19 protein-coding genes and 1 pseudogene are annotated in these 23,377 nt (G+C 64.2%); 13 read left to right on the plus strand and 7 right to left on the minus strand.

Annotated features, from left to right (window positions below):
• Window positions 1-45: 45 nt before the first annotated feature.
• The 4 genes from OJA40_RS10105 to lepB all read left to right on the plus strand — a co-directional run bounded on the left by OJA40_RS10105 (window position 46) and on the right by lepB (window position 4,947).
• Entirely contained in the window at window positions 46-783 is a 738-nt protein-coding gene (locus OJA40_RS10105; RefSeq protein WP_259059362.1) for a signal peptidase II, read from the plus strand.
• Between the two features lie 157 nt (window positions 784-940).
• Window positions 941-2,755 (plus strand): translation elongation factor 4, encoded by a 1,815-nt coding sequence (gene lepA, locus OJA40_RS10110; protein ID WP_011403183.1) that lies wholly within the window; start codon window positions 941-943, stop codon window positions 2,753-2,755.
• Window positions 2,756-2,841: 86 nt separating this feature from the next.
• Entirely contained in the window at window positions 2,842-3,714 is an 873-nt protein-coding gene (locus OJA40_RS10115) for a hypothetical protein (RefSeq protein WP_251965182.1), read from the plus strand.
• A gap of 54 nt (window positions 3,715-3,768) precedes the next feature.
• Window positions 3,769-4,947 (plus strand): signal peptidase I, encoded by a 1,179-nt coding sequence (gene lepB / locus OJA40_RS10120; protein WP_263810562.1) that lies wholly within the window; start codon window positions 3,769-3,771, stop codon window positions 4,945-4,947.
• 63 nt (window positions 4,948-5,010) lie between these two features.
• Here the strand turns inward: lepB and OJA40_RS10125 are convergent, their stop codons facing one another.
• The 3 genes from OJA40_RS10125 to OJA40_RS10135 all read right to left on the minus strand — a co-directional run bounded on the left by OJA40_RS10125 (window position 5,011) and on the right by OJA40_RS10135 (window position 8,082).
• On the minus strand, window positions 5,011-5,988 hold the full coding sequence (locus OJA40_RS10125) for a L,D-transpeptidase (RefSeq protein ID WP_103016491.1): 978 nt from the start codon (window positions 5,986-5,988) through the stop codon (window positions 5,011-5,013).
• Between the two features lie 82 nt (window positions 5,989-6,070).
• A complete protein-coding gene (locus OJA40_RS10130; protein WP_263810565.1) occupies window positions 6,071-7,120 on the minus strand; it encodes a potassium channel family protein in 1,050 nt (349 codons plus the stop codon).
• Between the two features lie 446 nt (window positions 7,121-7,566).
• The gene (locus tag OJA40_RS10135) at window positions 7,567-8,082 is read right to left on the minus strand and encodes a hypothetical protein (RefSeq protein WP_263810566.1); all 516 of its coding nucleotides are present in this window, start codon (window positions 8,080-8,082) and stop codon (window positions 7,567-7,569) included.
• Between the two features lie 230 nt (window positions 8,083-8,312).
• On the opposite strand from OJA40_RS10135, the gene OJA40_RS10140 reads away from it, so the two are divergent.
• Both OJA40_RS10140 and OJA40_RS10145 read left to right on the plus strand, forming a co-directional pair.
• Entirely contained in the window at window positions 8,313-9,101 is a 789-nt protein-coding gene (locus OJA40_RS10140) for a DoxX family membrane protein (RefSeq protein WP_263792489.1), read from the plus strand.
• A 100-nt stretch (window positions 9,102-9,201) separates the two neighbouring features.
• On the plus strand, window positions 9,202-10,395 hold the full coding sequence (locus OJA40_RS10145) for a patatin-like phospholipase family protein (protein WP_208427297.1): 1,194 nt from the start codon (window positions 9,202-9,204) through the stop codon (window positions 10,393-10,395).
• Here OJA40_RS10145 and OJA40_RS10150 read toward each other — a convergent pair.
• Entirely contained in the window at window positions 10,371-10,874 is a 504-nt protein-coding gene (locus OJA40_RS10150; protein ID WP_208427298.1) for a dihydrofolate reductase, read from the minus strand. The two genes, OJA40_RS10145 and OJA40_RS10150, sit on opposite strands and share 25 nt — an antisense overlap.
• Before the next feature lie 296 nt (window positions 10,875-11,170).
• On the opposite strand from OJA40_RS10150, the gene OJA40_RS15615 reads away from it, so the two are divergent.
• Together OJA40_RS15615 and OJA40_RS15500 are read left to right on the plus strand one after the other, a co-directional pair.
• The gene (locus OJA40_RS15615; RefSeq protein WP_263820926.1) at window positions 11,171-11,425 is read left to right on the plus strand and encodes a cation-transporting P-type ATPase; all 255 of its coding nucleotides are present in this window, start codon (window positions 11,171-11,173) and stop codon (window positions 11,423-11,425) included.
• Window positions 11,386-12,825 (plus strand): annotated as a pseudogene (locus OJA40_RS15500) (cation-translocating P-type ATPase); the annotation flags it as partial. The gene OJA40_RS15615 and the pseudogene OJA40_RS15500, both read left to right, overlap by 40 nt.
• Before the next feature lie 204 nt (window positions 12,826-13,029).
• Here the strand turns inward: OJA40_RS15500 and OJA40_RS15620 are convergent.
• Window positions 13,030-13,626: an SLATT domain-containing protein gene (locus OJA40_RS15620; protein ID WP_423816491.1), complete on the minus strand. Its 597-nt coding sequence runs from the start codon at window positions 13,624-13,626 to the stop codon at window positions 13,030-13,032.
• Between the two features lie 194 nt (window positions 13,627-13,820).
• Window positions 13,821-15,200 (minus strand): reverse transcriptase domain-containing protein, encoded by a 1,380-nt coding sequence (locus tag OJA40_RS10170; RefSeq protein WP_263810569.1) that lies wholly within the window; start codon window positions 15,198-15,200, stop codon window positions 13,821-13,823.
• 719 nt (window positions 15,201-15,919) lie between these two features.
• On the opposite strand from OJA40_RS10170, the gene OJA40_RS10175 reads away from it, so the two are divergent.
• From OJA40_RS10175 to OJA40_RS10185, 3 genes are all read left to right on the plus strand, one after another.
• Window positions 15,920-16,522: a type IV toxin-antitoxin system AbiEi family antitoxin domain-containing protein gene (locus OJA40_RS10175; protein WP_263810570.1), complete on the plus strand. Its 603-nt coding sequence runs from the start codon at window positions 15,920-15,922 to the stop codon at window positions 16,520-16,522.
• Window positions 16,523-17,130: 608 nt separating this feature from the next.
• Window positions 17,131-18,294 (plus strand): Fic family protein, encoded by a 1,164-nt coding sequence (locus tag OJA40_RS10180; protein WP_263810571.1) that lies wholly within the window; start codon window positions 17,131-17,133, stop codon window positions 18,292-18,294.
• Window positions 18,295-18,508: 214 nt separating this feature from the next.
• Window positions 18,509-18,781 carry a hypothetical protein gene (locus OJA40_RS10185; RefSeq protein ID WP_208427127.1) on the plus strand — a complete coding sequence of 91 codons (273 nt, stop codon included), beginning with the start codon at window positions 18,509-18,511 and terminating at the stop codon, window positions 18,779-18,781.
• Between the two features lie 439 nt (window positions 18,782-19,220).
• On the opposite strand, the gene OJA40_RS10190 is transcribed toward OJA40_RS10185, so the two are convergent.
• A complete protein-coding gene (locus OJA40_RS10190; RefSeq protein ID WP_263810573.1) occupies window positions 19,221-20,648 on the minus strand; it encodes an amidase in 1,428 nt (475 codons plus the stop codon).
• Window positions 20,649-21,237: 589 nt separating this feature from the next.
• Between OJA40_RS10190 and OJA40_RS10195 the strand changes: the two genes are divergently transcribed.
• Window positions 21,238-22,323 (plus strand): sensor histidine kinase, encoded by a 1,086-nt coding sequence (locus OJA40_RS10195; RefSeq protein WP_263810575.1) that lies wholly within the window; start codon window positions 21,238-21,240, stop codon window positions 22,321-22,323.
• A gap of 60 nt (window positions 22,324-22,383) precedes the next feature.
• Window positions 22,384-23,133: a LytTR family DNA-binding domain-containing protein gene (locus OJA40_RS10200; RefSeq protein WP_208427126.1), complete on the plus strand. Its 750-nt coding sequence runs from the start codon at window positions 22,384-22,386 to the stop codon at window positions 23,131-23,133.
• Window positions 23,134-23,377: the final 244 nt, after the last annotated feature.

The following is a 23,377-nucleotide window of genomic DNA, read 5'->3' on the forward strand; positions in this document are numbered from 1 at the left end:
ACGCCGAGACGGGTCCCTTGCCCTTTCACACCTCCCCCCTGACTGATGCGTGTCTTTTGGATTGCCGGGGCCGTTGTACTCCTCGACCAGGCCACCAAGGCGACGGTCCTCCAGTTCATGTACCGCGAGCAGTCCATCCCTCTCCTCGGGGACTGGCTGCGGCTGACCTTCACGGAGAACCCGGGCATGGCGTTCGGCATCACGATCGGCCCGCCCGGGACCGTAACCGTCCTCTCCCTCCTGGCCACCATGCTGGTCGGGGCGTACATCTACCAGGTGCGCAACGACTACGCGCCCTACCGCTGGAGCCTGGCCTTCATTCTGGGCGGGGCGCTCGGCAACATCATCGACCGCGTCTTCTACGGCGTGCTGCTGGACTACGGCCCCTACTTCACCGGGCGCGTGGTCGACTTCATTCACGTGAGCCTCTGGCAGGGCTTCATCCCTCGGGTCATTCCGGTCTTCGGGGGGGCGTACATGGAGCTGTTTCCCATCTGGAACGTGGCCGATATGTCGATTGTCGTCGGGGTGGTCGGGGTCATGGTCTTCCACCAGGCCTTCCACGAGCGCCGGATTGCGAAACGCCGGGCCGCACGCGCCGGCGGGCGGACGTGGCGGCGCCCCGCGGCGGTCTTCTCGGACTTGGACCTGGAGGCGCCCCCCCCGGCCCCGTCGGCCCTGACGCAGCCGGACGCCCCCGCATCGCGCGGGGAGGCGGCCTCCGGAAGCGGTGCGGCGTCGGCCTCCGCCCGGTCGTCGGCCGTCTCGGAGCCGCACCCCTAGCCGCTGCGGCGAGCGGGACGGGCGCCCCGTCGTGCAACGCGAGGAACGGTGGCCCGTTATACGCCCCGTGAATTGAGGGCCCGGCCGGGTGCAGCCCACCGGCCCGGCCGCCCCGCGGCCCTTCACTGGACGCCCATCCGATGGCCTTTCGTGCCTCATGCCTGACCTTTCGACGATCCGCAACTTCTGCATCATCGCGCACATCGACCACGGGAAGAGCACCCTGGCCGATCGGCTCCTGGAGCGCACCGGGACCATCACCGAGCGCGAGATGAAGGAGCAGACGCTCGACGACATGGACCTGGAGCGCGAGCGGGGCATCACCATCAAGAGCCACGCCGTGCGGATGGCGCACACGGCCCCGGACGGGCAGGAGTACACGCTCAACCTCATCGACACGCCCGGGCACGTCGACTTCACCTACGAGGTGAGCCGCGCGCTGAAGGCCTGTGAGGGGGCGATCCTGCTGGTCGACGCGGCGCAGGGCATCGAGGCGCAGACCATCTCCAACCTGTGGCTCGCCCTGGAGCAGGACCTGGAGATCATCCCCGTCATCAACAAGATCGACCTGCCGGTGGCCCGGCCCGACGAGGTGGCGCAGGCGCTGGAGGACCTGATCGGCGAGCCCGCCGAGGACATTCTCCAGATCAGCGCCAAGACGGGCGAGGGGGTCGACGAGATGCTCGACCTCATGATCGACCGGGTGCCGCCCCCGTCCGGCGACCCGGACGCGCCGCTGCGCGCCCTCATTTTCGATTCCATTTACGACTCGTACCGCGGCTCTGTCGTCTACGCCCGCGTCTTCGACGGCACGCTGGAGGCGGGGGACACGATGGAGTTCATGTCCAACAAAAAGCAGTACGACGCCGAGGAGATGGGCATCCTGCGGATGGGCCGGCAGAAAGTCGACACGTTTACGGCGGGCGATGTGGGCTACATCATCGGCTCCATCAAGGACATCCAGGACGCGCGCGTCGGCGACACCATCACGACGGCCCACGACCCCGCCGAGGAGCCGATTCCGGGCTTCGAGGAGGTGAAGCCCATGGTCTTCAGCGGCATCTACCCCACCGAGACCGACGACTTCGAGGAGCTGCGCGGCGCGCTCGAGAAGCTGCAGCTCAACGACGCCTCGCTGACGTACCAGGCCGAAAGCTCCTCCGCCCTCGGGTACGGCTTTCGGGTGGGCTTCCTGGGCCTGCTCCACATGGAAATTATTCAGGAGCGCCTGGAGCGCGAGTTTGACCTCGACATCATCACCACGGTGCCCAACGTGGAGTACGAGGTGGAGGTCGAGGAAAAGGGGGAGCCCAAGACCGTGACGGTCGACAAGCCCGAGGACATGCCGCACTACGGCGACATTGAGGCGGTCCACGAGCCCTACGTGAAGGCCGACATCATTACGCCGAGCGACTACATCGGCAACGTCATTGAGCTCTGCGAGAAGCGGCGCGGGGAGTATGGGAGTCAGCGCTGGCTCGACGGGCAGACGGTGAAGCTGGAGTACGAGCTGCCCCTCGCGGAGATTGTCTTCGACTTCTACGACAACCTCAAGAGCGCGAGCCGCGGCTACGCCTCGTTCGACTACGAGCTGCTGGAGTACCGCGAGAGCGACCTCGTGAAGCTAACCATCCTGATCGACGAGAAGCCGGCCGAGCCCCTGTCGACCATCGTGCACCGCGACTCGGCCCACGAGGTGGGGCGCAAGCTCGCCAAGAAGCTCAAGGACGTCATCCCCCGGCAGCTCTACGAGGTGCCCGTGCAGGCGTCGATCGGGAGCCGCATTGTGGCCCGCGAGACGATCAAGGCGCAGCGCAAGGACGTGACGGCCAAGTGCTACGGCGGGGACGTGAGCCGCAAGAAGAAGCTGCTGGAGGAGCAGAAGGAGGGCAAGAAACGCATGAAACAGATGGGGGAGATCGACGTCCCGCAGGAGGCCTTCCTCGCCATTCTCTCGGTGGACGAGGACTAGGCCCGTTTCGGCCCCGAGACGCCCGACGGCTCCCCAGGGGGGACGGAGCGCCACTCTTCTTTTCGCCCCGGCACGACGACCCGAGCATGAGACATCCGCCTGGATGGCATCCGCAGGAGGCCCTTCGGTCCGGCGCCCTGTGCGCCGTCTGCGTGGTGGGATGGGCGCTTTTGACGGTAGGGGGGGTGGGGCCGGCCGCCGCCCAGACGACCGGGGGGGACGCCAGCCTCATCGAGCGCTACCAGAACGAGCGGTACCGCGCCCTGGCGCGCCGCCACCTGCGCCAGAAGGGGACATGGCCCGCGCACCCGCCCGTGCAGCTTCCGACCCCCACCGACTCGCTCCACCTCGTCCGCCCGTCCGCCCCGTCCCCGACGGCCCAGCTCCCATCGTTCCCCCTCGACGACGTGCGTCCGGTGCGGCACCTGGAACGAGAGTGGTTCCGGTCGCGATTTGCGGACGCCGAGTGGGCCTTCCTGGGCGGGACCGCCGACTACACCTTCCTCGACACGACCCGGACCCCGGCCCTGCGGGCACGCCTCCAGGCCGAGTTTGGGGACCCGACGCAGACGCTCGCCGACGCCCCGATCGAGGATTCGCTGGCGGGCCGGCCCCAGTTCGAATACTGGTTCGTGGTCAACGACTCCATTCCGGTACAGGTGATGGACGGGCGAGGGCCCCAGGGGCGCGGCCTCATCGTAGCGGCGGACCGGGCGTATCGGCATCGGCTGCGGGGACTGCGGGACACCCTGCTTGCTCCCCTTCAAGACGCGGGGCCGGCGCCGCACGTGGACTACTACTACGACGAGCGTCGCAGGCGGTGGTACCGCACCGGGTACGACGGCCGATCGTTCTTCCTCACCCCCATCTCGCGCGGCGCCATCGTGCCGGGGCGCCGTCCGCGTCTGGATACGACACGCACCTCAGACGCCTCCGCGTCGTCTCCGCCATCGCCGTAACCGGACGGCGGGCGGGCTGAACCACACTCCACCTCATTCCACCCCCACACCAGTATGTCGACCGACGATTCGAGCCGGGACGCCGACGCGCGCAAGAGCGAGCTTCGACAATGGGGCGAGTCCCTCGTCGTGGCTGTCGTGATCGTCCTCATCGTGCGGTCGCTCCTGTTTGACCTCTTCCGCATTCCGACCCCTTCGATGGAAGAAAACCTCCTCGTGGGGGACTACCTCGTCGTCTCGAAGCTGCACTACGGGCCCCGGACGCCGGTCTCGCTGGGCATCCCGCTGACGTCCATTCACCTCCCGGGCGTCACGTTCCCGTACCACCGCCTGCCCGGGTTTTCCGAGGTGCAACGGGGCGACCCAATCGTGTTCAACTATCCGCCGGACGACGAGCCGATCGACCGCAAGGTGCACTACGTGAAGCGGGTCATCGGCATGCCGGGCGACACCCTGTCGGTACGGGACAAGCTCGTACACATCGACGGGGATCCCCTGCCCCTGGGGCGTGGCATGCAGCAGTACTGGACCGTCACCAAGAGCGACGCGCGCTACCAGATCCCGCGGAGACGCATGGAGGAGATGGGCATCAGCGAGGTGCGACGGACCAACCGCGCGGAGACGGTGCGCGTGCTGGCGACGCCCGAGGGAGCGAAGCAAATGTGCCAGCGCTCGTGGGTACGCTCCATCGAGCCCTACGTTCTGAACAGCGACGAGTACAACGACCTCATGTACCCTTCCGGGCGAGGGTACACGCCGGACAACTACGGGCCCGTTCACATTCCGGCGAAAGGGACCACCGTGAAACTCACGGACCGGAACTGGGCCCTCTACAGGCCGGTCATCGTGCGGTACGAGGGGCACGACGCGCGCCAGATGACGGACTCCACCTTTGCCATCGATGGGGCCCGCACGTCCACCTACACGTTTCAACAGGACTACTTCTTCGCGATGGGCGACAACCGGGACAACTCGCAGGACAGCCGGTTCTGGGGCTTCGTGCCCATGGATCACGTCGTGGGCAAGGCCGTCCTCACGTACTTCTCGTGGGACCACGAGGCATGGCTCCCGCGCTTCGGGCGCATCCTGCGCCCCATTGCGGACGCCGGCGTTTTTCGTGAACAGCCGGTCATGAATGAGCTGTCCGGGGGCCAGACGGCCGGCGTTCCCCTGCCCGACTCGTCGTCAAGGGCCCGCCCGCCGGTGGTCACGGACCGGTTCCCCGCGCGCTGAGAACCGCGGGGACGGGCCTTGATGGGTTTCCCTTGCCCCGAACGTTCCGGTGTGGGGGCCCGCTCACCGAGAGGCACGCTGCTCCCGCAGCCGGTCCCACATTTCCTGCTGATTGGTGCCGGCCGGCACGTCGTAGGGGCTGCTCGGCAACTCCACGCGCTTCAGCACCGGGTACTGGGCCCTGTACTCGAACGGCCGCGGGGAGCCCTCCGGGTCGTCGCCCACCACGAGCACCATGGTGCCGGGCTCTATGAGCCTGCCCCGTCCGGACGACGGGCCCATGTGCCCCTTTGTCGTCTGCCAGGGCTCGGCCCAGTCGTAAATCCATTCGGCGTCGGCGTCGACGAGGCGCACGCAGCCGTGGCTCGTGGGGCCGCCCGTGGGCATCGAGTACTGGTGGATGTGGATGCCGCGGGCCGCGTGAAAGTTGAAGACCCAGCGCATCGTCCACTCCTCCCCGGGCGGACTCATCGTTGAGACCCGCTTTTTCTCCTTCCAGTTGAAGTTAAACCGGCCCGTCGGCGTGGCGGTGGAGTCGGGATTGCCGGTGTTTACGATGCCCCAGCGCGCGAGCCGGCCGTACTCGTACGCGGCGAAGGCCTGCACCGTCTTGTGGATGACGAACAGCTTCTTGATGCGGTGGGCCTCCGGGTAGTAGCGGGGGAAGGGAGAGTAGGCCCGGAAGTCGAGCCCAAACTCAGTGGGGACGACGAGCGTGTCGCCGAGGGGCGTGTTCTCGACGGTCTGTCGGTTGAGCAGCTCGACGAGCTGGGACCGCTTGCGGCCCGTCTCGGAGCTTCCCTCCCCGATGCGCTGGTAGAACCGATCGCGGGCCACCACGCTGTTGCCGCTCGGGTCGTCGAGCACGGCGTACTCGTAGTACACCTCCGGCAGGTCATTGAGATTGTCAGCCTGCCGGGCCAGAATGTTCTCGATGGCGTACTGGTCGAAGTACCCCTGCGCCGCGGCCGGGGAGGACAGGCCCGTCAGGAACAGGAGCACGCCGAGACCGACGAGGAGCAACGTCCGGTGCGCGTGCATGGATCGGAGAAGAGCTGTGCCAGAAAGATGAGAACGTGTACCTGCGCCGGGACGGTCCGTTTCTCCACGGCGGGCCCGGCAACTACGGAAGACACACGCGTTCGCGGAGGGCGTCGATAATCTCGGTCTCGCCCAGTACGATGAGAATGTCCCCGGGGTCGATGCGCTCGGTGGGGGAGGGGTTGAACGTCATGGCACCGGTGTCGGCGTCGATGATGCCGATCACGATGGCGTCGAACTGCTGGCGGAAATTGCTCTCGGCCAGGGTCTGTCCGGCCAAGGGCGCGTTTTTATGAATCTGCACCTCGTCGATCTGACGGCTCAGCGCACTGGTGTGGAGGACGCGCTCCAGAAAATCGTCGGTGTGGGGGCGCAGCACGACCTGTGCCATGCGGTCGGCACCCACCTCGCTCGGGGCAATCACCTTGTCCGCCCCGGCGTTGCGCAGCTTGCTCCGGTTGTCGTGGTCGATGGTGCGGGCCAGGACGAAGAGACTCGGGTTCATCTCCCGGGCCGTAAGGGCCACGAAGACGTTGCTGCTGTCCTCGGGGAGGGTGAGGATCAGGCCCCGCGCCCGCTCGATTCCGGCGGCACGGAGGGTCCCCTCGTCCTCGGCGTCCCCCTGCACGTGCAGGCGCTCGGCCTCAGACAGCGAGGCGCAAATCTCCTCGTCGGTGTCGACCACCACCACCGCCTCCCCTTCCCGAATCAGGTCCTCGGTGAGTCGCTCCCCCACGCGCCCGTATCCGCAGACGACGTAGTGGCCCGAAAGCGCGTCGATTCGTTTCATGATGCGGCGTTCTCGGAGGCGGTCGCTAACGAGAAGAAGCTGGGCGGAGCGGACGGCGACGAAGCTGAGGATCCCGATGCCGGTGGCCCCGAGCCCGAAGGTAAAAAACCGACCGACATCGGACAGGGGGCTCACCTCCTGAAATCCGATGGTCGAGAGGGTGATGAACGTCATGTAGAACCCGTCGGCCACCGACCACCCTTCGAGCAGGACGTAGCCCGCAGTGCCGACGGCAAACAGAAGCACCAGCGCCAGCGCCGCCAGAAAGATCTCGCGGCGGGACGGGTCCATCCGCGCCAGCCACGAAATCAGGGCCTCCCACGGGGTCCGAATGAAGGCCATGAGACGGTCGGGCGTGAGCGTCAAAGGGGCGGGCGAGAGCAGTGGAGAGGGCGCCCCGGGCATTTCGTGTGTCGTACGGCGGATTGTTTGGTGTCCTTCTGCACGCGCCCCGCGATGCTGCGCGCCACGCAACACAAAACCCGTACGACGAGTGTCCGGGGCAGGGCTGGGGCTCGCGCTGCACCGGCGGGACGCTGGCGTTCTATGTAAGCACGCAGAAATACGTTTATTCGAGGGTCATTCTGAGCGAACGACGACCGGAGGGAAAAGCGAGTCGACGAATCTTACTGGGTCCAGCGCGAACGCTGATCTGGGAATATACCGGCCCGAAGGTCGCCTCTACTGATCTTCGAAGAGATTAATTTCATCAGTCGCTTCGCTCGTGTCTCGACCCCGCTTCGCTGCGCTCGGAATGACTTGTTGGGAAGGGTCTTTTGCGTGTCTACTTAGCTCGCGGCCGGCGTGCCCAGCAGCTGGGCGTGCCACGACTCGCGGGCGGGCGCCTCGAACGCCCCCTCGCGGAGGGCCCCCAGCGTGGTGAGGCTCGGGTCGAACACAGGCGTGTCCGCCGTCACGGCGCCGTCGCCGGCACGCTGCTGAAAGGTGCGGCGGGAGACGGCGGCGACGCCCCCGTCGGCGGTGCGGTACAGCACGTGCAGCGAGGGGACCCAGTCGACGTCCAGGGCCGACGCCGCGTCGTCGATCGCGTGGGCCAGGTCGTCGATGCCGCACCCAGAAATGTCGCCCCCTCCAACCGGGGCGGCGGCAACAACCAAAAACCGGTCGTCGAGAATGGTCGCGGCCCCCTCTACGGGCTGTTGGTGAGAGGTCCACCCGTCCATGAACGCCGAAAGCCGGTCGAGCAGGGCCGATTGTGTGGCGTCGTCGAGCGGCGCGGCGGTCGCGTGGATCCAGAGGCGCGCGTCGTCCGGAAGGGCGGAGAGGGCGGGCGGGTCGGCCATGGGGCGCAGAGGGGACGGAGAAAAGAAACGGGCGTGTCGTTCTTGTAAGCTGGGCCCGGTCAGTTGTTTGTGGGGGCACGGGGCCCATAGGGCCGGGGGAACGAGGACGGGCCGCCCCCGTCATGTTTATGTGAAGAAAAGGAAAAATGAAACGCAGATGGAGGGCCGCCCACAAACACCCTCCAAGGGACGATCTATTCGCGCCCTGCGCACAATGCACCGTTCCCCCCATGTCTCGCTATCGTGAGGTCGTCGACTGGATCAACGAGCACCGGACGGTCGCCCTTGATCTCGTCCGCGTCTATCTCGGCATCGGGCTCTTCGTCCGCGGGGTGCTGTTTGCGTACGAGAGCCAGGGCGTGGGGGCCCTCGTGGACCTGTCGGCGTTTTCGTTCGCCTCGGCGGCGCTTGCCCACTACGTGACGTTCGCGCATCTGGTGGGGGGACTTCTGCTGGCCGCGGGACTGCTCACCCGCCTTGCGGCGCTCGTGCAGATTCCCATCCTGGCCGGGGCCGTTTTTCTGGTCCACCTGGAGCAGGGCCTCCTGTCGGCCAACCAGTCCCTTGAGTTTTCGGCCCTCGTATTCGTTTTGCTTCTGATTGTGTTCGTCTTCGGGCCCGGCGAGTGGTCGGCCGACCGGTACGTTTTTGAGCGGGAGCCGGAGCTACAGGACGAAGCCCCGGAGCTCTGGTGGCGCGACGAAGACTTTGAGCGGAAGCCCGATCCGGAGCCCACGGAAAATGGGGGCGGGGTGGCCGTGGCCTCGGCGTCGGCGGCGAGCACGAAGGAGGTCCTCGCCGGGCGCGTGGACGAGGCGCCGTGTGCGTGCGGGCACGACCTGACCCACCCCCGCGTGGCCGTGGAGCCCCAGTACGGATGGAGCGCGGGCTTCTTCTTCATGCTCGGGGTCTCGGCGCCCCTGCGGGAGGTCGTGTTCTACTGTGAGGAGTGCGGCACGGTGATGAAGCGCACGCGGGACCCCGAGGTCCTGCGTCGGTATCGATGGCACACCTCCTGAACCCGAAGGCCAGTCGGGCGTGGGAGGAGACGCAACGCCGCGGGCGCCACCCGCGGTAGACTGGGTGCCTCACCGCAAGCTCGCATCCCCCTTCCCTTCGATGAGCGAAGAACCGTCCAACGGGACCGTGGACCCGGCCCCCAGCGGCTCGGCGGAGGCGCCCGCGGCGCTCGTGCTGGGCGGGGGCGGAGCCCGGGCCGCCTACCAGACCGGGGTCCTTCACTACGTGGGGGAGGCGTTCCCGGACGCGTCGATGCCGCTCATGACGGGCGTGTCGGCGGGGTCCATCAACGCAGCCCACCTCGCGGCCGACCCCGGGCCGTGGAAGGCCCGCACCGCACGGCTCGTGCGCTACTGGGAGGGCTTGACGGCGGACGATGTATTTGCGCCGCGCTCCCCCTGGGCAATTGCGCGGTCGATGCTGTGGGGACGGCCGAGCAAAACACAAACCCTTCTGGACACGGCCCCCCTCCGCGCCTACCTCGACCGGCGCCTGCCGACGGACGACGCGGGGCGGCTCACGGGCGTGGCCGACAACCTGGAGGCGGGGCGCCTCCAGGGCCTCGCCATCTCCACCTCCAACTACGCCACCCTCCAGACAGTGACGTGGGTGCAAGGCTGCTCGATGCACGACTGGGAGCGGCCCAACCGGGTTGGGCGCCGGGCACGCCTCGGCCTCGACCACGTGATGGCCTCCACGGCCCTGCCCATGGTGTTTCCGGCGGTGCGCCTCGACGACGCCTGGTACGGCGACGGGGGGCTTCGCATGCTGGATCCCCTCGCGCCGGCCGTCCACCTGGGGGCGGATCGCCTCTTCGTCGTCTCGACCCGCTACGAGCGGTCCCAGGCCGAGGCCAACCGGTCGGCCCGCACGCCGGCCTACCCGTCGCTCTTCCAGATGATGGGCATTCTTGCCAACGTGCTCATGCTCGACGTGCTGGAGCACGACGCCGCCGTGCTGCGCCGCATCAACCGCCTCGTGCGGAAGCTGCGCCCCGGGACGCACGAGCCGCTGCGGCCCATCGACCTGCTCGTCCTGCGGCCGTCGGTCGACCTCGGGGCCCTGGCGGGCGACTACCAGATGGACCTCGGCGGCGCCATGGGGACGCTGCTGTCTTCGGTCCAGTGGCGCACCGATCCCCCGCCCGACTGGTGGAGCATGCTGCTCTTTCACCCCGACTACCTGGACCGCCTCCTCGAGATTGGCTACAACGACGCGCGGCGCCAGCACGACCGCATCGAGGCCTTCTTCGCGCGGGAGCCGGTCGATCAGTCCACGTCCGTCCGCTCGTAGGTGACGAAGCGGAAGCCGTCCCGGGCGTCCACCGCGGTCGCCTCAAACACGTCCCCGACGAGGTGCTCGAACGGCGGAAAATAGGTGTCGCCCTCGTAGTCGCCCTCGATCAGCGTCAGCTCCAGCCGGTCGGCGTGGGGGAGGAACTGCTCGTAGACGGACTCGCCCCCACCGACGAAGACGGTCTCGTCGTCGGGCAGGGCCGCCAGGGCCGCGTCGACGGACGCGTAGGTGTCGACCTCGGGGTGCGCCCCGTAGTCGTCCTGCGTGGTGAGGACGACCATCTTCCGGTCGGGCAGGGGGCCGCCGAACTGGTGCACGATGGACTCGAACGTGCGGCGGCCCATCAAGAGGGGGTGCCCGGTGGTGAGTTGCTTGAAGCGCTTCAGGTCCTCCGGGATGTGCCAGGGGAGGTCTTTGTCTTTGCCGATGACGCGGTTCTCCTCGGCGACGGCGGCGATGAGGACGAGTTCGGGCATGGAGGCGTTGAACGTTGGTGGGTTGGTGCGTTGAGTGTTAGTAGATTGACGGTTGCCGGCGGGCAGGGACTGGAGCGTCTGTCGCCTGACGGAGGGGAAAGGGGGAAGAGGTGAGTCGCAAGAGGGACGCATGGGAGCGGGGCGAGAGGGGAGGGGCGTGTGAACGTGAGAGCTGGGCTGCGAACGTTGCATCCCTAAACCCCCACACGCAGAATCAGAAGCTTTGCCGCGGCGGGGAAAGCCCGCTGAGGCCCCTCCCCGGCAGCCATTTCTCCCAAACGCATCACGCGTCGAATATGCCAAGCACGACCGAGAATGTCACGGATGTACCGCCCTCTGATACAGAATCGTCGTGGTGGGCCCAGGCGGGGGACGCGGTGGCCGAAGAGTTTGGGGTTGATCCGGACGCGGGACTGTCGGCGGACGAGGCGGCCCGGCGGCGCGACGAGGTCGGCCCCAACGACCCGGCGACAGGGCGGCGGGGCGCACGCGCCGGACCACGGAGGCCGGGCAGCCGCGGGTGGACGAGGAGGCGTTCGACACGAACGTGAAGATGATGGCGACGGTGCACGAGCAGGACGGCGGCCCGTACCGGGTGGCCGTGAAGGGGGCGCCGGAGGCCGTCCTCGACGCCGCCACCCACGAGGCGACGGCCGACGGAAAAGAAGAGCTCGACGACGAGGCCCGCGCCCGCTGGCATGAGCGCAACGAACAGATGGCGAACGAGGGCCTCCGCATCCTCGCCCTCGCCCAGAAGACGGTCGACGATCCCGGCGCGCCGCCGTACGAGGGCCTCACGCTCCTGGCCCTGGTGGGCCTCTACGACCCGCCGCGCGACGACGTGCAGCCGGCCATCGAGATGTGCCGCGGGGCGGGCATCGAGGTCGTCATGATTACCGGCGACCAGCCCGTCACGGCGCGGAGCATTGGGCGGGCGGTGGGGCTGGTGGACCGCGACGACGCGCCGGTGGTGCACGGGGCCGACATGAAGCCGCCCGACGCGCTGAGTGACGAGGAGCGACACGAGCGCCTCCACACGCGGCTCTTCGCCCGGGCCACCCCGCGACAGAAGCTGGACCTCATCGAGCTGCACCAGCGGGCGGGCCGCATCGTGGACATGACCGGTGACGGCGTGAACGACGCCCCGGCCCTCAAGAAGGCCGACGTCGGCATCGCGATGGGGCAGCGCGGCACCCAGGTGGCGCGCGAGGCGGCGGACATGGTGCTGCAGGACGACGCCTTCTCCACCATCGTGGCGGCTGTGCGACAGGGGCGCGTCATCTTCCGCAACATCCGGCAGTTCGTCTACTACCTGATGTCGTGCAACGTGGGGGAAGTGGCCGTGGTGGGTCTGGCCACCGCCGTAGGCACGCAGCTCCCCATCCTGCCGCTCCAGATCCTCTTCCTCAACCTGGTGACGGACGTCTTCCCCGCCCTGGCGCTGGGCGTGGGGGAGGGCGACGAAGGCACGATGCGCCGCCCGCCCCGCGACCCCTCGGAGCCGGTGCTGAGCCGGCGCCACTGGATCGGCATCGGCGGGTACGGGCTCGTCTTTTCCGGGGCCGTGCTGGGGGCGCTCTTCTGGGCGACGCAGGGGCTGGGGCTAGAGGGCGAGGCGGCCATTACGGTCTCGTTCCTCACCCTGGCGTTTGGGCAGCTCTGGCACGTCTTCAACATGCGGCAGCCGGAGTCCGGCGTGCTGGTGAACGAGGTGACCCGCAACCGCTACGTCTGGGCCGCGGTGGGCTTCTGTGAGCTGCTCCTCTTCGGGGCCGTCTACCTCCCCGGCGTCGCGGGCGTGCTGGAGATCCAGCCGCCGGGGGCGGACGCCTGGACGATCATCGCGCTCATGAGCCTCGTGCCGCTGGCAGTGGGGCAGGGGGTGTTGGGGGTGCGGGGGTACCTCAGAGTGTCGAGCGAGAAAAGGACTGCGGTGGACTCGTTACGGTAAGAAGAACCGGTTTTTCATTCTAAGAGGTAGAAAAACGATAAGCGCTTACCGCACAGCTAACGCGCGGTTTAGTTCAGAGGGGACTTGAGGGTCGTTCAGGCGATTCTCGGGCATTCCGTGCAGCGCCTGTCGGAACGGTGCGCTCACCTTGCGCCATAAACGCTTGACGCTGCAGCGGATGAGATTTTCGGATAGGACAACATTTTATATAGCAAGGAAAACTAAGACTGGAGGTATTAGACAAAAAAGTACTGGCTTCCAGTATATTCTCAAATTCCATTTTATTATATAAAAATTTTTTTCTATGCATCCTAAGTCGAAATGGTCGTTATTTGCTCTAAAGTAATCGAAATCATCTCTCTCGTGGTTTTGCGCGTACTTGTCTAACACATTGTTATATCTTTTTATTAAATTTTCTATTTCCTCATATTTAACATTTCCTTTATCCAAAACTATATCTAGCTTTCGTAGTAATTTTGCTAATTCTCTTCCACACATTACAAATCGCTCCGACTTTACCATATAGCTTTTCCCAGACTCAAAAACACTTAAGACTAGTATACCTATCGAAGATGTAATAGAGGCTATATACAGGTATCTACTCGTCTCGCCAGTTATGTTGAGCAATAATGGTAGTATAGATATTATCAATACATACAAAGATATTACGCTTATCGCCCCGAGTGACCACCAGTGCATCCTTCGACATCTCCGGTGTGCATTCATTCTTGCTTCACGAGTATACCAAATTTGTCTCCTGAGACGCTCAGCGCTTTGTATTGCTGACTCGCACTCGGACATGTCAATTTTTGGATTTAAAAAGAGGCGAGGGAGCCCAGATGTCCACGACGATGCTCCCCAGCCCAACAGGGGTACTGGAGATCTACGGGCCTCTCGGCCTAAGATTACATGCACTCCAAGCTAACCCAAGAGCCGGCAGCTTGGAGTTTCCCCGTGGAGGGTAATTAACTACCAGCACGGGTAGGCCCCCTCGCCTAACTCAGTGTACCGGCGTCGGATTCAAGAGTTGAAATAACCTGGTCCTTTTCCCTTCTGAACAGTTTTTCTATTTCGTCAGTCGAGTACTGTTCAGACGGATCAACTAAACCGCGCTCCAGAAGATAGTGATACTTCTTCTTTGGGTTGTTGAGAGCATCATAGTTGCGAATGTATCCACCCCGGGGATTACTTTGAGCTTCCCAGTAGGCCCTGGCAATACGTTGGAGCGAAGAGGGTACTTCTTGGAAGCAGGGGGATCGACCAAAAAAGTCTCGAACTATAGCGTCAATACGATGAAGAAGCTCTTCATCATTTATCTCTACATAGTAGAATATCCACCCATATCGTCTATCTTCCGATATCACTCCAGTCAACCTATTGTTAAGCGACTCTACGAATATTCTTTTCAAATCAGAGTCTTCGACGTTATCTCTTTTTCTTTTCTCTTCTTCGAAGTTTTCTCGTATATAAGTGAATTTTGCGGCTAAGGAATCGATAAATTCATCGACACTCTTCTTTCTAACTGTGACGTTTTCTCCCTTAAAGTAATATCCTAGATATTGGAAACCGCTATCAGTCTTTATCGGATGGCTTTTGTCGCTATTTAGGCTAAGCCCCCCTCTATTATTAAGCTCATTACCCAACATAGTCACTACGCTACTCAAGCTGTCAGCTTTCCAGAATATTATAATGTCGTCAACGTATCTCTCGTAAAATGCAAATTTTTGCCTCATATTATGATCGAGTCCCTCTAGGCATATCTCTGCCAGTATGTTCGAAATAGACAAACCTTGGGGGATACCTTTTCCTTTCTTGTATTTGTCTTTATCTGTATATCTATAATTCTTAGGCACTGTGGGTGTTTTTATTGCTCTTAATAATAAATTTATTATTCTTTCTGAGTCTATTCTAGATCTTAGTTTATGTTCCAAATATTCGTATTCAATATCCCCGTAAAATGACTCGATATCCGCTCGATATATTTTTTTGTCGTTACTCTTATCTGATAGATAAAATTCTTTCAATCTTCGTATTACCTGATTAGGAAGACTTCTGTTCACGCAATCGTCGAATATATCGTGTAGTATATCTTTCAAAATTAATAAAACAATTCTATCTCTTACTGTCGGTATAGATATCACACGTGGTTTTTTATTGCGTCCTCTCGATTTCAGAACCTCCCTGTACGGTGTGAATGTATAAGTTCCGTCCCTACACTTGCGTCTTATTATTTGAAATTGTTCAGCTTTCTGCTCTTCAAATCGACTTGGACTCACGCCATCCATACCAGCTCCCCCTCTCCCGGCGATTTCCTCTTCGTATACCGCTCTCAGATTGTCGAGGCTGAAACGGGTATCGAATACTTCGTCTTCCATCCCTTGGAAAATCAGTTTATCGATATTTTACCAACTGGGTATCCCATCTTCGACCCCTCCGCTCAGAACGCCAGATTCACCATATTCGTGAAAAGCAACCTGCCTTGAGCGGCTGCAATCGGCAGCGGTGTCGAAGGTATGGGGTATCCTTTTTGTGCAGTTCTGCACATCTCAATGCTGAATGTCGGAATGGCATTGAATCCCCCACAGAACGCCGGTTAAAGGCGCTCAAGCGCGACTCAGTGGGTGCCAACTAGGACATTTAGAGTAACGACAATGCCGACACGAGGATATTCTAACTCCGTTATGTCTGCTGTCTTTCTATCAGTCCTTCATGCCGACTGATGTTTGCCCTCTCGCATCACTGCCGCCACTCAGAGACCTCGTGTCATGTTCCTAGCGAGATGAGCGACGATTCGCGATTCCGCACTGCAACGACGCGGCAATCCGCAGCGAGAAGCGTCGGGGCCGCCCCGCGTCGGGCGTACCTTCTCCTCAAAATGCCAGATCTCATCCAGTGCCCCGTTCGGGGGACGGGAGTGAAGCGAGGAGACGAGCGGACAGCAGTTCGCAGTGGGAATCGGTGGTTGTAACATATTGTCAGCATCTGGCGTTATATGCCGACGTTACGCCACAAAGTTTGATGGTCTCCCTTCGTAGGGGATCAAGACCAAAATCTGTAGCGGAGCCCGCCGCCGAAATTGTCTCCGACGGATCTCATGCCCGACACGAACACGGATCGGCTTCTTTCGCTGGCCGACAAGCGGGGAATTCTCCGCACTCGTGAGGTGGAAGACGAGGGCATTCCCCGGCAGTCCCTCTCCCGCTTCGTCGACCGCGGCGACCTCGTGCGGATCGGTCGCGGTCTCTACCGGCGCCCCGACCATGAGGTGACCGCGCATCACTCCCTGGCCGTCGCCGCCAAGCGGGTGCCAAAGGGCACCGTGTGTCTCCTCTCGGCCCTCCAGTTCCACGGCCTGACGACCCAGAACCCGCTCGACGTGTGGCTCGCCATCGGCCACAAGGACCGAGAGCCGTCGGTCGACGCCGTGTCACTTCGCATCGTCCGCATGTCCGGCGAGGCCCGCACCAAAGGCGTTGAGACCCACGAGATTGAGGGCGTGTCCGTCCCCATCTACGAGCCCGCAAAGACTGTTGCGGATTGCTTCAAGTACCGCAGCTGCATGGGGCTCGACGTGGCGCTGGAGGCCCTTCGCGACTTTCACGATCAGGGCGGATCGATCGACGTCCTCTGGCACTACGCTGACCTCTGCCGCGTGCAAACAGTCATTCGTTCCTACATGGAGGCCGTCACCTCATGAGCCGCACCAGCGTCGTCGATTCGGTTCGAGACCGCCTGCTCAGCCGGAAGTGGAAGAATTGCTTTCTTCAGAGGTCGCGCTCTGCGATGAGGCAACTGCCCGTTTGCAACCAGAGACGTTCATTTTTCGCTAGATCGAAAAACGAACCAAAAAGATCACGGCTGTGAAGAAAATGCCTGACGCTGCTCCGGCTGCGCTGAAATTCTTCAAACTCCCTCGCACTCTAAAAGCACTCGGTCGCGTTGCTCCCAGCACTTCGCTCGGTCAGGCAGTGAAGAATTTCCGAGCGCTCCGCCTTCGCAGTTGTCCGGGCGGCATTTTCTTCAAGGCCGGAGGAGTAGGGTGCTACCTGGCTGGCGGAAGTTTCGAATTCCATTGTCGCTGAGGGAAATGGAATTCAATCAAGGGGATTGATTCAGCAGTGCACGCGACGATTCGCCACACAGCGCTGAGCCGAGGCGGCGATCCGCAGCGAGCAAGGGACCACAGCGGAGCGTTTACGGTAAAAAGAACCCGATTTTTACCGTAATAGATTCGGTAACGGAAAGTAGTTACCGTAAGAGGGTCTGCGAGAGTAGATTCAGCCTCGTTCTTTCCGCCCGGTGCCCATGACTGAGTCTCGGCCCCCGACCGACACCGTATCTCTCGACGAGTACGAGTCGGGGCGGTACGTCTTGCAGGGGAGCTACGAGGCGTTTATTCCGTCGTCCGTCAATCACGGCTGGGCGTGGGACGATCCGCGCATCAACACGCTGCTGGAAGAGGCCACGCGGGCGCTCGGCGAGCTGAATGCCTTCTCGCGCATCGTCCCCGACGTCGATCTCTTCATCCGGCTCCATGTGGTCAAGGAGGCCACCGACTCCAGCCGCATCGAGGGGACACGCACCGAGGTGGAGGAGGCGATCCGTCCGGAAGAGGAGGTCGATCCGGACCGGCGGGACGACTGGCGGGAGGTTCAGAACTACGTACAGGCCCTGCGGGAGGCCATCGACGCGCTGGATACGCTTCCCCTCTCCACCCGTCTTCTCAAGCAGACGCACCGGACGCTGATGCAGGGCGTGCGCGGCCAGAACCGGCAGCCGGGCGCGTACCGGCGGAGCCAGAACTGGATCGGGGCCAGCCTGGACGACGCAGTCTACGTCCCCCCTCCACACCACGAGATCGATCGGCTGATGAGCGATCTGGAGATGTTCTGGCACAACGAGTCGGTTCAGGTGCCCCGCCTGATCCGCATCGCGATCAGCCACTACCAGTTCGAGACGATTCACCCGTTTCTGGACGGCAACGGCCGGATTGGGCGACTGCTCATCCCCCTGTACCTCATCCGCCACGGGCTGCTCAACAAGCCGTCGCTCTACCTGTCAAGCTACATCGAGCGACACAGGGCCGCCTACTACGACGCGCTGATGACCGTCCGCGCCTCGGATGATCTGGGGCACTGGATCCGCTTCTTCCTCGTGGCGGTCCGCGAGACGGCGCGGCAGGGGTGCGACACGTTCGAGGACCTCCTCTCCCTCCGCGAGCGAGTGGAGGAGCAGATCACGACGCTGGGCCGCAAAGCCGCGAACGCGCGGACCCTGCTCACGCGGCTGTACCAGGAGCCCTACGTCCGATCGGCCAAAAACGTCGCTGAGCACCTGGACGTGACCCCCAAGACCGCCCGGAGCCTCCTCCAGGACCTTGAAGACCTCGGCATCCTGGAGGAGACGACCGGCAAGCAGCGCAACCGCCGCTACGTCTTCGCCGAGTACGTCGCTCTTTTTCAGCGATAGGACAGTCCCTTGGCCTAGCCGGCGGCACGAGTAACGATTCGCCCCGCAGCGCTGCGAAGAGACAGCAATCTGCAGCGAGGAGCGTCGCGTCTGCCACACACCGGGCGTGTGTCTGATGGCTGAGAGTACTGAGTCGGACGCGTTCCGGGAAAGAAATTCGACGGCTGGCGTATGCGTTCCCCCGGATGTCCATTCACGACCTGTTCATAGTACCATGGCTGAAAACACAGAAGGCCTTGCCGAGCGCGGGAATGAGATTTTTGAGCGGCTCGTGCGTCCGCAGGTCGACGCTGAAGAGGACGCCCAGAAGTACGTCGCGATCGACACCGAGTCCGAAGACTTCGAGGTGGACCGTGATGCGCTTTCCGCAGTCGACCGTTTGGAAGAGCGTCATTCGGACGTCCGGGGACGGATCTGGCTTCGACGGGTAGGAAGCCGGGCTGCCCATCATTTCGGGGGGCGTTTTCTAAGCGACGCATTTGACTAACCCCCCCAATGGTGTGAGGGTTAGCTCAGAGTAGCTGCTTCTTGCCCTCTCCCTGCGAGAAGTGTCCATTTTGGCTTGACTCAAAATGGACGAAAAGGTCAAGGCTGTGAACAAATCGGCTGAGGCCTTTCGGCCTCCACTGAAATTCGGCAAACTCCCGCTCTTCCCTTCCGTCAGAGCGCTCGGGCATGCCGAATTTCAGACGTTTCGTCCTCAGGGCCTCCGAGACACCGATTTCTTCGAGGCCGCTTGGCTTCGATTCTATGGCGGGGGGCGAATGCCATCAGACGAAAGCGGCTTAATTCTACAATGTTGACTGATCCCCTGTTGTCTCTTCATCCAGAGAGTGGGAATCACCCTGCTGTCGGAGCAAACGGAATGAGCGACCGCTCGCACATCTTCGTTGCCGAACGGGACTGATCCGCAACGGCAGCAGCGATCACGCCCCCAGCGGGGCCAGCGACGATACGTCCCCCAGCGCCGCTTCGAGGCGCCGTCCCGCCGCGAGCAGGTCAGCGTCCGTTCCCCGCCGGGCGTGCACCTGCAGGCCGATGGGGCGCCCGTCCGACGACCGGCCGGCGGGCAGCGTGAGGATGGGATGGCCCGTCACGGCGGTCGGGCAGTTGTAGGGGGCGATGGGAAGGGCGTAGGGGACCGAGACGCCCTCGATGTCGAGGTCGGCCCCGGTGCGGCGGTGCGTGAAGGCCGGGGTGGCGGCCACAGGCGTGATCCACAGGTCCCAGTCCCGGAAGAACATGTCGAGCGTGTCGGCGAGCGTGTCCCTGCGGGTGAGCGCGTCGAAGTAGCCGCGGGGATGCAGGGCGGCGCCCGTCGCCATCCGCCCGGCGAGGAAGCCGTACTGCGATCGGACGTACCCCTGCCACACCAGCTGCCGGAGCGGCGCCGTGCGCAGGGGGGCGGGCAGGCCCGCCGTCAGCTCGAAGCCCTGGATGCGGGCCCAGGTGTCGAACGCGTCCTCGATGTCGAACGGAGCGGGCCGGCGCTTTACCTCGCACCCGGCGGCGCGCCAGGCCGCGACGGCGTCGCGGAGCACGCGCTGCGTGTCGGTGTCGACGGGCACGCCGCCCAGCTCGGGCGTTACGGCGACGCGCAGGGCCTCGGCGGGGGGCGTGGGGGCGTCGACCGCGTCCGCCGAGCCCGAGAGCGCGGCCCACCCCAGCTGCAGGTCCTCCACGGTGCGGGCCATCGGCCCGGCCACGGCGATGTGGCGCACGGTGGCCGGGCGGTCGGGCGGCCGGATGCCGCGCAGCGGGCCGGTCTCGGTGGGGCGCAGGCCGGCCACGCCGCAGAAGTGGGACGGCACGCGGATGGACCCGGCCACGTCGGCGCCCAGCTCCAGGGGCGACAGGCCCGCCGCGAGGGCCGCCGCGGAGCCGCCCGAGCTGCCACCGGGCGTACAGTCGAGCGCCCATGGGTTGTTGGCACGGCCAAAATTTGGATGGTCGCACTGCCAGTCGTAGGCCGCCAGGGGCAGGTTCGTCTTGCCCATCAGGACGCCCCCGGCCTCTTTCAGGCGCACCACCTGCGGGGCGTCCCCGGCGGGCACAAAGTCGGCGTAGTGGGGCAGCGCGTAGGTCGTGCGCAGGCCGGCGGTCGAGAACTGGTCCTTGACGGTGAACGGGACGCCGTGGAGGGGGCCCCACACCTCGTCCCGGGCCAGGGCCGCGTCGGCGGCCTCCGCCCGGGCGCGGGCCCGCTCCGCGTTCAGCGTCACCACGGCGTTGACGGCCGGATTTTGGCGCTCGATGCGGTCCAGGTGCGCCTTCAGTACCTCGACGGCAGAGACCTCGCGGGCACGAATGCGACGGGCCAACTCGGCGGCGGAGCAGGACGTGAGGTCGGGCACGTTGCGGGACACGAGGAGGCAAAAACCGACGAACCCCTGCTCGTACGGGGGGACGGGCCGCGAGATTCCGTTCGGCCTCCGAACTGCCGGCGCGGCCCAAAAATAAGGACCCGAAGCCCCCGGTCAACCGTCGACCGGGGCACTTCGGGGCCCCACCGCTCGAAAAGTCTGTATGGATGCGTGCAGCCGTCTTCGATGAACGTTGGGCCGCCGGCCGCCCGGGGACACCGCAGAAGCTGGATTCATAAGCATACACGCCATTTTCGGCCAGCGCAAGGAGGCTTCGACGAATGGGGACTGCGGTCGATGAGCGGAAGAATGGCCCGACGAACGATGAGCCCCGGGCGCAGTCGCGGCTCGTCTTTTGACCTTCCCTCGTGGTCGAGGGCGGGACGACGGATGGCCCCGGCCGTGACGCCTACCCAGCGAAGCCCCGCCCCGCTCATTGAAGGGACCCATCTCCCCGCCGGTGCCGGCATGCCGACCCCGTCACGTGGTGCCGACGCCCCTCCGGACCTGACGGCCCACTCGACCCGTTTGTGAACCCTTCCGTTTGAGCCGACACCCTCCCGACGATCTTCCCCCGACGATGTCTCGGAGACACGCCTACTGGATTTGTCAGTTCGGCGGGTGGACCGGATACTCGGTGATGCGCCTCACCCTGTACTCGTTCTTCCAGACCATTACCTGGAAGTGGGGCGTGTCGTACGTCGTGTTCATTGCGGCAGGGGTGCTGTACACCCATCTTTACCGGCACCTCGCGAAGCGCCGCGGGTGGACGCAGATGTCGCTGGGCCAGTTGGCGCCCCGCGTCGTGGGGGCGACCCTCACGGTCGCCCTCCTGTTGCACCTCACGACGGACGGCGTGGGGCGCTACGTGCTGGAGCTGGACTTCTACGAGGAGGTCCAATCGGAAATCGGGATGCTGTTGGCCTCCGTGGTGAACATGTGGATTCTGCTGATGCTGTGGTCGCTCATCTACTTCGGCGTCCACTACTTCTGGAGCTACCGGCAGGCCGAGGTGGACAAGTGGAAGCTGGAGGCCCAGGCCGAGACGGCCCGGCTCAAGGCCCTGAAGCTGCAGCTGAACCCCCACTTCTTCTTCAACAGCCTCAACAGCGTCCGGGCCCTCATCGCCGAAGATCCGGACGGGGCACAGCGCATGGTGACGCGTCTGGCCCGCCTGCTCCGGAGCACCCTTCAGGCCGACGACATGAAAACCGTACCGCTGGAGGAGGAGCTGTCGACCGTGCGCACGTACCTGAAGCTCGAGAAGGTGCGCTTCGAGGACCGGCTCCGTCACCGAATTGAGGTGGACGACGAGGCACGATCCCACCCGGTCCCGTTCATGCTGGTGCAGACGCTCGTGGAGAACGGGATCAAGCACGGGGTGGCGTGCTGCCAGGAGGGCGGCGTCATCACGGTCCGGGGCAGGGTGGTGGACGGGGCCCTTCACATCCGCGTGACCAATCCCGGGACCCTCGATACGGAAGAGGGCGGAACTGGGCTGGAGAATGCCCGCGAGCGCCTGCGGCTGCTCTTCGGGACGGAGGCGTCGCTGACCGTAGAAAATGCGGACGCCGAGACCGTCTCCGCGACCGCGGTGCTTCCGGTCCGGACCGTCCCCGAATCGCCCGTGGTGCAGAGGGAGGTCCCCCTTGCGGCCCGCGACTGACCAGAGAACGAAGCCCGGCTCCGACCTGCTGCACAACCGCACAACCCCGTAGCAACCGGCATGGCGTCTTCCCCTGTGCTCCGTACCCTCATCGTGGACGACGAGCGCCTGGCGCGCCGAGAGCTTCGGCGCCTGCTGGGGCCCCACGAGGCCGTGACGGTGGCCGGCGAGGCCGCCAACGCCGACGCGGCGGAGGCCGCCGTTCAGGAGGAGAATCCCGACCTGCTGCTGCTCGACGTGCAGATGCCGGGCGACAGCGGGTTCGACCTGCTGACGCGGCTCGACGCGGTGCCGCATGTTGTGTTCGTGACCGCCTACGACGAGTATGCCATCCGCGCCTTCAAGGTCAACGCGCTGGACTACCTCGTGAAGCCGGTGGAGCCGGAGCGCCTGGCGCAGGCGATCGAGACGGTGCAGGCGCGGGCCGCGGGGCCGCAGGCCGTGGGGGCGGAGGGCGAGGCGCCCCAAGCCCCCCTCACGGCCGAAGACCAGGTGTTCGTGAAGGACGGGGAGCGGTGCTGGTTTGTGCAGCTGGCGGACGTGCGCCTGTTTGAGGCGGCGGGGAACTACACGCGGCTCTACTTCGACGGGGAGGAGCCGCTCACCCATCGCTCCCTCAGCTACCTCGAGGATCGGCTCGACCCCGACCGCTTTTTCCGGGCCAGCCGCCAGCACATCCTCAACCTGCGGTGGGTCGCCGACGTGACGCCGTGGGCGACGGACAAGCTGAAGGCCACGCTCGAGGACGGGATGGAGGTGGAGCTCTCCCGCCGCCGCTCGAAGCAGTTCCGCGAGCAACTGAGTCTCTAACTCCTCTGGTGCAGTCCGCCCCGACGTGGTGTGCCGAGGAAAAGCATCCGGCCTTGTTCGACATGAGAGTCGGGGAACGGAAGAAAGGAAGCACGGGAGATGCCGGCCGATTGAACGTCGGCGCCGCACCGACTGGAGAACCGTCTCCACCCGTGCCTCATCCCCTGTGCCCCATTCCTTGTGGAGGCAGGCCTCTCATTTGTCCCTTGTCTCGTTCTCCGACCCGCCTCCCTCTCCTCTCACC

Source organism: Salinibacter pepae (genome assembly GCF_947077775.1).
Lineage (GTDB): Bacteria > Bacteroidota > Rhodothermia > Rhodothermales > Salinibacteraceae > Salinibacter > Salinibacter pepae.

What these genes read in the sequence shown, in the direction of transcription:
- OJA40_RS10185 (WP_208427127.1), top strand. Translation starts at nt 18,509, where the DNA reads ATGGCTGAAAACACAGAAGGCCTTGCCGAGCGCGGGAATGAGATTTTT.
- OJA40_RS10180 (WP_263810571.1), top strand. Translation starts at nt 17,131, where the DNA reads ATGACTGAGTCTCGGCCCCCGACCGACACCGTATCTCTCGACGAGTAC.
- OJA40_RS10115 (WP_251965182.1), top strand. Translation starts at nt 2,842, where the DNA reads ATGAGACATCCGCCTGGATGGCATCCGCAGGAGGCCCTTCGGTCCGGC.
- OJA40_RS10195 (WP_263810575.1), top strand. Translation starts at nt 21,238, where the DNA reads ATGTCTCGGAGACACGCCTACTGGATTTGTCAGTTCGGCGGGTGGACC.
- lepB (WP_263810562.1), top strand. Translation starts at nt 3,769, where the DNA reads ATGTCGACCGACGATTCGAGCCGGGACGCCGACGCGCGCAAGAGCGAG.
- OJA40_RS10200 (WP_208427126.1), top strand. Translation starts at nt 22,384, where the DNA reads ATGGCGTCTTCCCCTGTGCTCCGTACCCTCATCGTGGACGACGAGCGC.
- OJA40_RS10170 (WP_263810569.1), bottom strand. Translation starts at nt 15,200, where the DNA reads ATGGAAGACGAAGTATTCGATACCCGTTTCAGCCTCGACAATCTGAGA.
- OJA40_RS15615 (WP_263820926.1), top strand. Translation starts at nt 11,171, where the DNA reads ATGCCAAGCACGACCGAGAATGTCACGGATGTACCGCCCTCTGATACA.
- OJA40_RS10140 (WP_263792489.1), top strand. Translation starts at nt 8,313, where the DNA reads ATGTCTCGCTATCGTGAGGTCGTCGACTGGATCAACGAGCACCGGACG.
- OJA40_RS10175 (WP_263810570.1), top strand. Translation starts at nt 15,920, where the DNA reads ATGCCCGACACGAACACGGATCGGCTTCTTTCGCTGGCCGACAAGCGG.
- OJA40_RS15620 (WP_423816491.1), bottom strand. Translation starts at nt 13,626, where the DNA reads ATGTCCGAGTGCGAGTCAGCAATACAAAGCGCTGAGCGTCTCAGGAGA.
- OJA40_RS10145 (WP_208427297.1), top strand. Translation starts at nt 9,202, where the DNA reads ATGAGCGAAGAACCGTCCAACGGGACCGTGGACCCGGCCCCCAGCGGC.
- OJA40_RS10130 (WP_263810565.1), bottom strand. Translation starts at nt 7,120, where the DNA reads ATGGCCTTCATTCGGACCCCGTGGGAGGCCCTGATTTCGTGGCTGGCG.
- OJA40_RS10105 (WP_259059362.1), top strand. Translation starts at nt 46, where the DNA reads ATGCGTGTCTTTTGGATTGCCGGGGCCGTTGTACTCCTCGACCAGGCC.
- OJA40_RS10150 (WP_208427298.1), bottom strand. Translation starts at nt 10,874, where the DNA reads ATGCCCGAACTCGTCCTCATCGCCGCCGTCGCCGAGGAGAACCGCGTC.
- OJA40_RS10135 (WP_263810566.1), bottom strand. Translation starts at nt 8,082, where the DNA reads ATGGCCGACCCGCCCGCCCTCTCCGCCCTTCCGGACGACGCGCGCCTC.
- lepA (WP_011403183.1), top strand. Translation starts at nt 941, where the DNA reads ATGCCTGACCTTTCGACGATCCGCAACTTCTGCATCATCGCGCACATC.
- OJA40_RS10125 (WP_103016491.1), bottom strand. Translation starts at nt 5,988, where the DNA reads ATGCACGCGCACCGGACGTTGCTCCTCGTCGGTCTCGGCGTGCTCCTG.